Annotated in this window: 9 protein-coding genes; 7 read left to right on the top strand and 2 right to left on the bottom strand. The window is 51.0% G+C overall.

Annotated elements, in window-relative coordinates; genetic code table 11:
* Positions 1-18: 18 nt before the first annotated feature.
* Together F0316_RS12575 and F0316_RS12580 are read right to left on the bottom strand one after the other, a co-directional pair.
* Positions 19-3,462, bottom strand: a complete 3,444-nt coding sequence (locus F0316_RS12575) for a hybrid sensor histidine kinase/response regulator (RefSeq protein WP_001163254.1) — start codon at positions 3,460-3,462, stop codon at positions 19-21.
* A gap of 92 nt (positions 3,463-3,554) precedes the next feature.
* On the bottom strand, positions 3,555-4,745 hold the full coding sequence (locus tag F0316_RS12580; protein ID WP_000494990.1) for a 3-phenylpropionate MFS transporter: 1,191 nt from the start codon (positions 4,743-4,745) through the stop codon (positions 3,555-3,557).
* 259 nt (positions 4,746-5,004) lie between these two features.
* On the opposite strand from F0316_RS12580, the gene F0316_RS12590 reads away from it, so the two are divergent.
* From F0316_RS12590 to prmA, 7 genes are all read left to right on the top strand, one after another.
* Positions 5,005-6,828 (top strand): CBS domain-containing protein, encoded by a 1,824-nt coding sequence (locus tag F0316_RS12590; protein ID WP_001112959.1) that lies wholly within the window; start codon positions 5,005-5,007, stop codon positions 6,826-6,828.
* Between the two features lie 8 nt (positions 6,829-6,836).
* On the top strand, positions 6,837-7,466 hold the full coding sequence (locus F0316_RS12595; protein ID WP_001104320.1) for a 3'-5' exonuclease: 630 nt from the start codon (positions 6,837-6,839) through the stop codon (positions 7,464-7,466).
* A gap of 202 nt (positions 7,467-7,668) precedes the next feature.
* Positions 7,669-9,618 carry an acetate--CoA ligase gene (acs, locus tag F0316_RS12600; protein ID WP_001287251.1) on the top strand — a complete coding sequence of 650 codons (1,950 nt, stop codon included), beginning with the start codon at positions 7,669-7,671 and terminating at the stop codon, positions 9,616-9,618.
* A gap of 379 nt (positions 9,619-9,997) precedes the next feature.
* A complete protein-coding gene (gene aroQ / locus F0316_RS12605; protein ID WP_000127556.1) occupies positions 9,998-10,450 on the top strand; it encodes a type II 3-dehydroquinate dehydratase in 453 nt (150 codons plus the stop codon).
* A gap of 56 nt (positions 10,451-10,506) precedes the next feature.
* A complete protein-coding gene (gene accB / locus F0316_RS12610; protein WP_000354613.1) occupies positions 10,507-10,968 on the top strand; it encodes an acetyl-CoA carboxylase biotin carboxyl carrier protein in 462 nt (153 codons plus the stop codon).
* Positions 10,969-10,982: 14 nt separating this feature from the next.
* Positions 10,983-12,326, top strand: coding sequence for an acetyl-CoA carboxylase biotin carboxylase subunit (gene accC / locus F0316_RS12615; RefSeq protein WP_000884888.1), 1,344 nt, complete (start codon positions 10,983-10,985; stop codon positions 12,324-12,326).
* A 208-nt stretch (positions 12,327-12,534) separates the two neighbouring features.
* On the top strand, positions 12,535-13,422 hold the full coding sequence (gene prmA / locus F0316_RS12620; RefSeq protein WP_149560521.1) for a 50S ribosomal protein L11 methyltransferase: 888 nt from the start codon (positions 12,535-12,537) through the stop codon (positions 13,420-13,422).
* Positions 13,423-13,498 lie beyond the last annotated feature (76 nt).

The raw sequence follows: 13,498 nt of genomic DNA on the forward strand, positions 1-13,498 counted from the left end.
TTTAAACAGACCATCGGCTCAAGACAGACTATTCAGTAAGGCTCTCAGTTTGAGGGGCTTAATCGGTTTAGCCATAAAGCGAAAACCGCTTGATTCGATCCCATCCAAAATATCGGGATTGCGATCGGCACTGATGATCACGCCAGCGAAACAATCCCCCAAACGCAAGCGGCACTGCTGCAGCACTTCAAGCCCTGTCCGTCCGTTATCCAAGCGGTAATCAGACAAAATCACATCGGGGATCCATTGACCTTCCAAGGCTTTGAGGCTGCCATGAATATCGGTCGCGGTTTTGACTTCACACCCCCAACGCTCCAGCAAATCACGCATCCCAACCAAAATATCTGGCTCGTTATCGACACACAGCACACGCAGATGTTGCAGCTCTGAACCTTTCTCATTGACCATCGCAACCGTCTGAGTGAGTGACGACGGCATGGGTTGAGCGCGATCTAAAGTAATCGAGAAAACACTGCCCTGCCCCGGCCAAGAGCGCATCGAAATGTGATGACCCAGTACATGGGCAATCCCTTTCGAAATCGCCAGCCCAAGCCCTAGACCTTGGTCGGAGCGTACCTGCCCACCGCGGTTAAACTCCTCAAAAATTTCCTGCTGCTTATCTTGCTCAATACCAATCCCGTTATCCCACACATCAATACGCACTTGCCCGGTGGCGACTCGGCGCACCCCGAGAATCACTTTGCCGTTCGGGTTATAACGAAACGCATTAGTCAGGAAATTTTGGATTACTCGGCGCAGCAATTTGGGATCTGAATGCACCCAAAGTGATGATGGCACTAGGCTAAATTGCACACCTTGTTTAGCGGCGAGGGCACTGAACTCGGCATTGAGATTCGACAATACGTCCATAATCGCAAAACTGTGCGGATGCAGATCGATTTTGCCGGACTCCAAACGCGAAATATCCAGCAAATCGCTGATCAAATCCTCCGCCGCGCCCAAAGCACTTTCAATATGATGGGCAAGTTTCTGCACCTCCGCCTCTTTAGCCACTTCAGATAAGGATGAGGCAAACAGGCGTGCGGCATTCAATGGCTGCATCAAATCATGGCTGACCGCCGCCAAAAAGCGCGATTTGGATTGCGACTCGCGCTCCGAACGCTGGGTCGCGGTGACTAACTGTTTATTGAGCTTTTCTAGCTCCAAGGTACGCTGCAGTACACGCTCTTCCAGCGTTTCGTTGGCCATTTTCAGGCTTTGTTCCGCTTCTCTAAACACCGTAATGTCAGTAAAGCTCATCACAAACCCACCGCCGGGCATCGGGTTCCCCTGCACCTCAATCACTCGCCCATCCGCCCGCACTCGCGAGGAGGTGTGACTTGTCCCTTGCTCTAAGTGGTAGACCCGTCGCCGTACGTGATCTTCTGGATCGCCCGGCCCACACAAACCTTGCTGCGCGTTATGGCGGATCACATCCGCAATCGGCCGTCCCACTTGAATCAATCCCGGCGGAAACTCAAACAGCTCAAGATAGCGCTGGTTCCATGCCACTAAACGTAACTGTTTATCCACCACGGCAATACCTTGGCCGATGTGTTCAATCGCCCCTTGCAACAAGCCGCGGCTGAAATCGTACAGCTCAGACGCCTCATCGACTATGGTCGCCACTTCCTCAAGCTGCATTTTACGTCCTTGCAGCGCCGAGGTGAGCACCAACTTAGCGGACGAAGCACCAAATACCCCAGCCAGTACGCGTTCGGTATGGCGGATCAAGGCGGAAGAGGCTTGCTGATTCGGTAGCAAGGTTTCACGCTGCTGACTCCAGTATTGAGCAAAGGCGTTGCGTACCCGAGTCCGCCCCACAAAACGTGAGGCCAACATTTCAAGCTCACCCACAGTCACGCGACTTTGGTAAAGGCTCATGTTTTCGTTTTCAGGCAGCGGTGTACCGACAAACGCCGCGGCTTGCAAACGCTCACTTAAGCTGGCGCGCGTCACCAAAGACACACCGATATAGCACAAGGTATTAAGGGTCACGCTCAGTAGCATGCCCCAATCCGCACTTTTTAACCCTAGAGCCACCAACCAATCTGGCGGAGTGATCACCCACAGCAAGACGTTATTGCTGGCATCGCCCGCCAGCATATCGGTGGCACTCATCAAGGTGATAAGCCACAGGGTAAAACCGACCGCTAAACCAACATAAACCCCTTTACGATTGCCTTCTCGCCAGTACATACCGCCAAAAATCGCAGGGGCAAACTGGGTAATCGCCGAAAACGATAGAAACCCAATCGCCGATAACGAAGGAATACTGTCGAGTACCAGATAAAAACCCCATGCACCGAACAGCAAAAGTAGGATTAAGGTGCGGCGGATCACCACCAACAAACCGGAAAAATGGCGATGAGTGCGCTGCGACAAGCGCATCCGGCGCAGCAATAAAGGCATCACCAAATCATTGGATACCATGATCGCAAGGGCAATGGTCGAGACAATCACCATCCCCGAAGCTGCCGATGTTCCGCCCAAAAAAGCCAGCAATGCTATATCGTGAGCCCCAGCAAACACAGGTAGGCTAATCACAAACGTATCGGGTGAAGTGTTCGGCAGTAAACCTTGTCCCGTCCAAGCAATCGGCAACACAAACAGGCTCATTAAGAGAAGATAAACGGGGAAGAGCCAGCGCGCGGTGTGCAGATCTTGCGGGCGCTCGTTTTCAACGACCATGGTATGAAACTGGCGCGGCAGACACACAATCGCAATCATGGTCAGCAAGGTATGAATCAATAAGGTCGGCCAGTTTGGGGCTTGGTAGGTGCTGGCCGCAATCGTTGAAAGCTCTAATCCATCGGTACGCCACGCCAGATACGCGATAAATACCCCAACGCAGAGAAAGGCCACCAATTTGACGATCGATTCAAACGCGATCGCCATCATCATACCGCGGTGATGCTCGGTATTATCAATATGCCGAGTGCCAAACAACATGGTAAACAGAGCCAGTGCCAATACCACAAACCAAGATACATGCGATTCTTGATAGCCGTACACTGTCATTAAATCGGGAGCGACAATATTCAATCCCATCGTAATGCCGCGCAGTTGTAGCGCGATATACGGCAAAATACCCAAGACCGCGATCACCGTCACCGCTACGGCCAAACCCTGCGACTTGCCATAACGGGCGGCAATAAAATCGGCAAGCGAAGTAATGTGCTCACGTTTAGCAATCAAAATCAGCCGCGCTAAAACGCGCCAACCAAACACAAACATCAAGATTGGGGCGATATAGATAGGCAGAAACGACCAAGGATTGACACTCGCCTGCCCGACTGTGCCGTAAAACGTCCACGAGGTACAGTAAACCGCAATCGACAAGCTATAGATCCACGGCCGCCAATTGGCGAGCCAACGAGTTTGCCTGTCACCATACCACGCAATCAAAAACAGCACGCCGAGATACGCGAGCGAAACGGGAATTACCAACCAACCTTGCATCAGACATCCTTGCTGTTGCGAAATGAAAAAAGCCTCTCGATTGAGAGGCTTCTATTAAAACGAGGTTGTTTTTTGAACTCAATCAGCACGACTTAATTCTGTGCTTCAGGCTCCGCTTTCAGTGCATTGCCATCTTGTACCGTTGAAGGCGGAGTATCAACGCGGATCAATAATGCCAATCCGCCCATTGCGGCCATCGCCCAGAATACGGCTGCGCCCCAATGCTCATAGCCCCAACCACTGAGAGTGGTCACCGCCGCAATCACCGCGCCGAGTGGAATCGCGTTATACAGAGCTTGCAGTGCCACCATTTTATTTTGCGGCGCATGCTGGATGTACTGAATCGCCGCGATGTGCGCGATAGCAAACGTGACCCCATGCAGCAGTTGAATCGCCACTAAGGCCAGGATGGTGGTCGTGGAGGCGGTTAAACCCCAACGTGCAATAACCCCCAACGACGCTACGAAGAATAGTGTGCGCAAACTCCAGCCCGCGAACCAGCGCTTACTGAAAGCAAACACCAAGACTTCCGCGACCACACCTAAGCTCCATAAGTAGCCGATGATGTCTTCTGAGTGACCCGCTTGTTTCCAATAAATCGAGCCGAAACTGTAATACGCCGCATGACTACCTTGGATTAAGGCCACCAGCAGCAGAAATTTCACCACAGGCCACTCGGTAAGAAGCTCCTTCAGCTTCGGGCGCACCGCATGAGCCTCGTGCTCAGTGACTGGCATCGGTGTAATTTGGCGCAAACTCAACAGCCAAGAGACGGCGACACCCACCAGCGCCGTGTACAAAATCATCGAGCTGCCCCACTTGGCGACCAAGAATCCGACCACAGTCGATCCGGCAATAAACGCGATCGACCCCCACAAACGAGTACGCCCATAGTCGAGCATTTTCAGCTTGGCGTAGTAGTTGGCCATGGCATCAGAAATCGGCACCACAGGGCCACAGCATAAGTTAAACAGCACAGTGGCCAGCGCCATCAGCCAAAAACTGCCGCCCGTAAAAAAGTGAAAACCGACAAACAGCATTGCCGCGAAACTGAGCCAACGCAGCGCGGGCATCAGTTGCTCAACACGGTGTAAACGCGGCGTCAGCACCAAATTCGCTACACAGCGCGTCGCAAAACCTATCCCAACCAAGACACCTATGTCGGTCGCTGAAACGCCTTGGTCTTCAAACCAGAGTGACCAAAATGGCAAATACACGCCGTAAGCAAAGAAAAAACCGATGAAATATTGCGAAATCCAACCATAGGGAGTGGGGGTAAACATGATCGTTCCTAATCAAAAAGGGAGGTTTAAAGCGCGCACATTATGCATGTGGATTCGCGTCTAAAAAAGGGAAGATTACGCAACTCATCGTTTCCCGATTGCTTATATCAACAGATTCAGCGTCAAGTTACTGGTGCCAATCGGCGGATCATCGCAGCTTAGAAAAGCCTTTGTTGCCTGCATTAGACCAAAGTCGTCTGGAGGGGCAGGGGAAATTTGTCACACTTAGTGAACCTGTCCCGATGATGAGTGCCACCTCATGCCTGATAAATTCAATATGCAGTCACCACCGTTTAATCGACTGACGGCTGAGCAGCAACATCAATTGCGCAGTGCTTTGGATGTCGCCTATTTCCGCCAGCGCGATGTGTTGATTGATGCTCAGCACCCTGTGACTCATCTGCATATTCTGATCAAAGGCACGGTTGAGGAACGCAGCCCCGACGGCAAAGAGGTTTTTGCACACTACGCCAATGATGATCTGTTTGATGTACGCGCCATGTTTGAAGAACTGAGCAAACATCAATATATGGCGCTCGAAGACACCCTCTCCTACTTGCTGCCCAAATCGATTTTTTTGCAGCTGTACGAGCAAAATGGCGAGTTCGCTGCCTATTTCGATAATAACCTCGCCAAACGGCAAGAGTTGATTGAAGCCGCGGCTCAGCAGAAAAACATTGCCGAATTCATTCTGACCAAAGTCGACCGTTCCATTTATCACCCGCCTTTTATTCTGTCGCCGGAGCAGCCGATCCACAGCGTCACACAACAACTCAAAGAGCGCGGGATTGATGCGGCTTTAGTCGCACTGCATCCCAGCGATCCAAGATTGGCGCACAACCACGCTCACCCTTATGCGATTGTAACGCGAACCAATATGCTGCATGCAGTGATGCTTGAAGGCCGCCCTTTGGATACGCCCGTCGGCGAGATTGCCACTTTTCCGGTATTGCACGTGGACGAAGGTGACTTCTTGTTCAATGCCATGGTGATGATGACGCGCCAACGCATCAAGCGAGTCATGGTGTGCCATGGCAATCAGGCTGTGGGTTTGCTGTCGCTGATTCAAATACTGAGCGCCTTCTCTACTCACTCTCATGTTTTGACACTGGCGATTGCGCGTGCAGCCTCGATTGATGAGCTGGCACTCGCTGCCAACAAACAGCGCGAACTGGTCGAAAGCCTGATGTCACGAGGGGTTCGTACCCGTTTTGTGATGGAGCTGATTGCCGCAGTCAATGAACAGATCATCGAGAAAGCCTTTGAATTAGTGGTTCCTCCAGCGTTGCACGATCAGTGCTGCTTAGTAGTGCTCGGCTCGGAAGGACGTGGCGAGCAGATCCTCAAAACCGATCAAGACAACGCGCTCATCATTCAAGATGGTTTGGAATGGCACCAGTGCCAGCCCATCATGGAGATGCTCACCCATACCCTGCTGCAGCTCGGCTATCCCCTGTGTCCCGGCAAAGTGATGGTCAATAACCCGAAATGGGTGCGCAGCCAGAGCGAGTGGAAACGCACTCTGACTGATTGGGTAAAAGCCGCGCGCCCCGAACAAGTGATGGATATTGCCATTTTTGCTGACGCGCATGCGGTGGCAGGAAATCGTGCGCTGCTTGCGCCTGTGAAAGCGCATTTGCAGCACTTGATGGCCGATCAAGAGCTCATCTTGGCGGAATTTACTCGCCCAGCACTCAATTTTTCGGTACCGCTGACCCTGTTTGGTAACGTGAAAAGCAGCAAGCAAGGGATTGATATCAAGCAAGGGGGGATTTTCCCTATCGTACACGGCGTGCGCGCCTTAAGTTTGGAGCACGCAATTGATGCCAATAACACCTTTGATCGGATTGAAGCTTTAGTCAAAAAACGGGTTTTAGAACAAGAGACTGGCGATAACTTAAGTGAAGCCTTTAAGCTGTTTTTAAAACTGCGCCTTGCCCAGCAGCTTGGCAATCAGCACAGCACCAACCAACTCGACTTCAAACAACTCGACCGTACTGAACGCGATTTATTGCGCCATAGCCTGCATGTGGTGAAAAAATTTAAGCAGTGGCTCGGTTATCACTATCAAATTCGCGATTGAGGTGACTGATGAACTGGTTATTACGCCGTTATTGGCACGCGAAACTCAAAGGTTCTCCCTATCAACGGCTGTTTGAAACCGCGCGCCATCACGAGTACGTCTCGCTCGACTGTGAAACCACCAGCTTAGATCCTAAACGCGCTGAGTTAGTGACCATCGCCGCAACCAAGATCGTTGATAACCGCATTATCACCAGCCAACCCTTTGAGGTGCGCCTGTGCGCGCCACAATCGCTCGACTCGGGTTCAGTGCGGATTCACCGTATCCGCCACCAAGATCTGCACGATGGTCTGAGCGAAAAAGAGGCGCTTCTCCAACTGATTGAGTTTATTGGCAATCGTCCCTTGGTCGGCTACCACATTCGTTACGATAAGACGATTTTGGATATCGCCTGTCGTAAACATCTCGGGTTTCCACTCCCCAACCGACTGATTGAGGTGAGCCAGATCTATCACGATAAACTGGAAAAACACCTGCCCAATGCCTATTTCGATCTCAGTTTAGAGGCGATCTGCCGCCATCTGGATCTGCCACTGCAGGATAAACATGATGCGCTGCAAGATGCGATTGCCGCCGCTTTGGTGTTTGTGCGTTTAACCAAAGGCGATCTGCCACAATTTATTGCACCGGGTGTGTAACGCCGAATGTTGGCGGCGAGATCTCTCCCGCTTGTTTGCCGCTTATTCGTCTTGCACACATATCCCATCAGGCTTTCATCCTAAAGTCTAATTGTAGAAATCCCTGCTCTGACTGAGAGTTATAAACGAAACGAATTTCCTCCTCTCGTGTTTGAAACGCGCCCTTTCAGGAAATTTGCCGAATTCACAAGGAGAACCCGTAATGAGTGAAGCCCATATTTATCCGGTCAAACAGAACATCAAAGCGCATACGCATGCCGATAACGACACCTATCTGGCGATGTATCAACAGTCCATCAAAGATCCGGAAGGCTTTTGGAGCGAACACGGCAAAATCGTCGACTGGATTAAACCTTTCACCAAGGTGAAACACACCTCTTTTGACCCAGGGCACATCGATATCCGCTGGTTTGAAGATGGCACGTTAAACGTTTCTGCCAACTGTATTGATCGCCATTTGGCGACCCGTGGCGACCAAGTCGCGATCATTTGGGAAGGCGACGACCCAACTCAAGACAAAACTCTGACGTATAAGCAACTGCACCAAGAAGTGTGCCGTTTTGCCAATGCGCTGAAAGAGCAAGGCGTACGCAAGGGTGATGTCGTCTGTATCTACATGCCTATGGTGCCAGAAGCGGCGGTTGCTATGTTGGCTTGTACCCGTATTGGCGCAGTGCACACTATCGTCTTTGGTGGCTTCTCGCCAGAAGCACTGGCTGGACGCATTATCGACTCGAACGCCAAATTAGTGATCACTGCCGACGAAGGTGTTCGCGGCGGCCGCGCCGTCCCCCTAAAGAAAAACGTCGATGAAGCACTGTGCAATCCAGAAGTCAAAAACATCAGTAAAGTGATGGTTCTTAAGCGTACTGGTGGCAATGTCGCTTGGCATGAACACCGTGACATTTGGTGGCATGAAGCAACCGCAAAAGCCTCCGATAATTGTCCACCAGAAGAGATGAAAGCCGAAGATCCGCTGTTTATCCTCTACACCTCTGGCTCAACCGGTAAACCGAAAGGCGTATTGCACACCACTGGCGGTTATTTGGTTTATGCGACTATGACCTTCAAATATGTATTCGACTATCAGCCCAATGAAGTGTTCTGGTGTACCGCTGATGTGGGTTGGATAACGGGTCACTCCTATCTGGTGTATGGCCCATTGGCGAATGGCGCAAGAACCATTCTGTTTGAAGGCGTGCCAAACTACCCCACCACCGCACGCATGAGCGAGGTGGTAGACAAGCATAAGGTCAATATCCTTTACACTGCGCCAACGGCGATCCGTGCGCTGATGGCCAAAGGTGATGAAGCGATTAAAGGCACTAACCGTGACAGCTTGCGTATCATGGGCTCTGTGGGTGAACCGATTAACCCAGAAGCGTGGGAGTGGTACTACCGCACGATCGGTAACGAAAAATCACCGATTGTCGATACTTGGTGGCAAACCGAAACCGGCGGTATCTTGATCACACCACTGCCGGGTGCAACGGCGTTGAAACCGGGTTCGGCCACACGCCCCTTCTTTGGTGTGCAGCCAGCGTTAGTCGATAACATGGGCGAAATTGTGGAAGGCGCAACTGAAGGCAACTTGGTGCTGCTCGATTCATGGCCGGGTCAAATGCGCACTGTGTATGGTGATCACGACCGCTTTGAACAAACCTACTTCTCTACCTTTAAAGGCATGTACTTTACCGGTGACGGCGCGCGTCGCGATGAAGACGGTTACTACTGGATCACAGGCCGTGTCGATGACGTACTCAACGTTTCGGGTCACCGTATGGGAACGGCAGAAATTGAATCCGCACTGGTGGCATTCAATAAGATTGCAGAAGCCGCCGTGGTCGGTGTTCCACACGATATCAAAGGCCAAGCGATTTACGCTTACATCACACTCAATGATGGGGTGTATCCGAGCGCTGAACTGCATAAAGAAGTGAAAGATTGGGTACGCAAAGAGATTGGCGCTATCGCGACACCGGATGTCCTACACTGGACCGATGCGCTACCGAAAACCCGTTCAGGTAAAATTATGCGCCGTATTTTGCGTAAAATTGCCACCGGCGATACCAGCAACTTGGGGGATACTTCAACGCTGGCCGATCCAAGCGTGGTTGACCGCCTGATTGCCGAAAAAGCCCAACTTAAATAACAAACCCTGTGGCTTGGCGTTGTAGCCTCAAGTCACAAGGGAATACACCTTTGCTTGCGATTTCAAACTCCGGCGCACCTCATGGCCGGAGTTTTTGTTTTCTCTCGCCTATCTTCTGGGAACATGCGCTGAACTTTCCTGTTCAAGCCGATTAGGCGATGGCAAATCCCTCTAGCCCCCTATTTTGTTCACTTCCTTACCCATTTCACGCCCGAAACTAGGTGATTAGACCAGTAAATTGCTGCCATTTGTTATGAATTGGCTATAATCGTGGGCAATTTAATAAAATCCGCGAACTTTTGACAAAAACTTTATGTCGAATAAGTAAATTTGTGGGAAACTGCTTATTCACCACACAATAAAGGAAGATGACTACACAATGACTGCAACATCTCGCATTCTTGTTCTTAACGGACCAAACCTCAATTTATTAGGTTTGCGTGAACCTACCCACTACGGCTCACAAACCTTAGAACAGATCGTAGCAACATTGCGCGACCAAGCGCAAAAAGCAGACATTGAGTTAGAACATCTGCAATCTAACCGCGAATATGAGTTGATTGAAGCCATTCACCAAGCCTTCGGCAAAGTGGATTTCATCATTATCAATCCGGCGGCCTTTACTCATACCAGTGTGGCGTTACGCGATGCACTGCTTGGGGTGGCGATTCCTTTTATTGAAGTGCATTTGTCCAACGTTCATGCACGCGAGCCCTTCCGTCATCACTCTTACTTGTCTGATAAAGCACAAGGGGTGATTTGCGGTTTAGGTGCCCAAGGTTACGAATTCGCTTTGTCTGCTGCAATCCGAGCATTGCAGGCCAAGCAATAAAGACACTCTGCGGCCCATTCGGGCTGTCTTATTCACAAGATAAAAGAGAAAGAAACATGGATATCCGCAAAATCAAGAAGCTTATCGAGTTAGTTGAAGAGTCTGGCATCGCAGAACTGGAAATTTCTGAAGGTGAAGAGTCAGTACGCATCAGTCGTTATGGCCAACCAGCTCCAGCACCTCAAGTGCACTACGCAGCCGCACCAGCACCAGTGGCTGCACCAGCACCGGTAGCTCAAGCAGCCGCGGTAGCAGAAGCACCAGCAGCCGCAAAAGTGCCAGCAGGCCATAAAGTGCTTTCTCCAATGGTAGGCACTTTCTACCGTTCACCAAGCCCAGATGCCAAAGCGTTTATCGAAGTGGGTCAAAGCGTTTCTGTTGGCGATACCCTATGTATCGTTGAAGCGATGAAAATGATGAACCAGATCGAAGCCGACAAATCTGGCGTTGTGACCGCGATTCTTGTTGAAGATGGTCAGACCGTTGAATTCGACCAACCGCTTGTTGTTATCGAATAATCGAGGCCACCTTTATGTTAGATAAAGTTGTCATCGCGAACCGAGGCGAAATTGCGCTTCGTATTCTTCGCGCTTGTAAAGAATTAGGCATTAAAACGGTTGCCGTGCACTCCACGGCTGACCGCGACTTAAAACACGTACTGCTGGCGGATGAGTCTATCTGTATCGGTCCTGCCAAAAGCATCGACAGTTACCTGAACATTCCACGCATTATCTCTGCGGCGGAAGTGACGGGCGCAGTAGCTATCCACCCGGGTTACGGCTTTTTGTCTGAAAACGCGGACTTTGCTGAGCAAGTCGAGCGCAGCGGCTTCATTTTTGTCGGCCCTCGCGCCGAAACCATCCGCTTGATGGGTGACAAAGTCTCCGCCATCAACGCGATGAAAAAAGCGGGCGTACCTTGTGTTCCGGGTTCAGACGGTCCACTGGATAACGACGAAGCGAAAAACAAAGCGCACGCCAAACGCATCGGCTACCCTGTTATCATCAAAGCCTCTGGCGGCGGCGGTGGTCGCGGTATGCGTGTCGTACGTAACGAAGCAGAATTGACCAAATCTATCCAGATGACGCGTGCGGAAGCGAAAGCCGCCTTCAACAACGATATGGTGTACATGGAGAAATTCCTAGAAAACCCACGTCACGTTGAAGTGCAAGTGATCGCTGACGGTCAAGGCAATGCGATTCACCTCGCTGAGCGTGACTGTTCAATGCAGCGCCGTCACCAGAAAGTGGTAGAAGAAGCACCCGCACCGGGTATCACTGAAGAAATGCGTAAGTTCATCGGTGAACGTTGTACCCGTGCGTGTATCGAAATCGGCTACCGCGGCGCTGGTACCTTTGAATTCCTGTACGAAAACGGTGAGTTCTACTTCATTGAGATGAACACGCGTATTCAGGTTGAGCACCCAGTAACAGAAATGATTACTGGCGTTGACCTGATCAAAGAGCAGTTGCGTATCGCCGCGGGTCAACCGCTGTCTTTCAAACAAGAAGACATCAAAATTCGCGGCCATGCCGTTGAGTGTCGTATTAACGCGGAAGATCCAGAGCGCTTCCTACCTTGCCCAGGCAAGATTGAACGCTTCCATGCACCTGGCGGCATGGGTGTGCGTTGGGAATCACACATTTACTCTGGCTACACCGTACCCGCGCATTACGACTCGATGATCGGTAAACTCATCACTTACGGTGAGAACCGCGATGTGGCGATTGCTCGTATGCGTAACGCACTCAATGAGATGATTGTGGAAGGGATCAAAACCAATATCCCACTACAACAAGCTATCATGGCAGATGAGAACTTCCAGAAAGGCGGTACCAACATCCACTATCTGGAGAAAAAACTCGGCATCAAGTAAGCCGCCGTTTTTACTCTCATCGCGCATAACCCAATCAATCATACCCAAACTACTTGGATTGGCTGATTGCACTAGGAATACGATAAAGCCCACTCCGGTGGGCTTTTTGTTTTGCTTTTTGTTTTAAATCCGCCCACTTTCTGGCCTGAACATCAGTGGCAAATCTGCTACACTCTGCGCCAATCTAAACCCGATGAGATCTTAAGCCATGCCTTGGATTCAAATTAAACTCAATGCGACCAACGACAATGCAGAAGCAATTGGCGATATGCTGATGGAAGAAACTGGCGCTGTGTCAGTCACTTTCCTCGATGCCAAAGATACCCCTGTATTTGAACCTCTACCGGGCGAAACCCGCCTATGGGGCGATACCGATGTGGTCGCACTGTACGAAGCGGATATGGATACCTCGCTGATCCTTCAGCAAATCAAAGCCAGCAACATGCTCGCGGAAGGTTTTGCGCACAAAGTGGAGCAAGTGGAAGACAAGGACTGGGAACGCGAATGGATGGATAACTTCCACCCAATGCAATTTGGCCGTCGCCTCTGGATCTGCCCAAGCTGGCGTGAAGTGCCAGACCCACAAGCGGTGAACGTGATGCTCGACCCAGGCTTGGCTTTTGGTACTGGTACTCACCCTACGACCGCACTGTGCCTAGAGTGGCTGGATAACCTCGACCTAAGCGGTAAAACCGTGATCGATTTTGGTTGTGGCTCGGGCATTCTGACGATTGCCGCCATCAAACTTGGTGCTGCGAAAGTGATCGGGATTGATATCGATCCACAAGCACTACTGGCGTCCAAAGACAACGCTGCGCGTAACGGCGTGGAAGATCAAATCGAAGTTTACCTGCCAAAAGATCAACCCAAAGGCTTGGTGGCTGACGTGGTGGTCGCGAACATTCTGGCCGGCCCACTGCGTGAGCTTTCTCCGATCATCAAAGGACTCCTGAAGCCCGGCGGCCAACTGGCCATGTCTGGCATTCTGGATACGCAAGCCGAAAGCGTGGCGGAATTTTACCGTGACGATCTGGAGCTTGACCCCATCGCAGAAAAGAGCGAATGGTGTCGCATTTCTGGCCGCAAGCTAGGCTAGATAAGACTTTGCGGCCTAATTGACTGATAAATCGACTATTTGGCAAAACAATTTGCCAATGCTCAAATATTAGTCT

Origin of the sequence: Vibrio cholerae (assembly GCF_008369605.1) — a bacterium.
In the GTDB taxonomy this organism is placed as follows: domain Bacteria; phylum Pseudomonadota; class Gammaproteobacteria; order Enterobacterales; family Vibrionaceae; genus Vibrio; species Vibrio cholerae.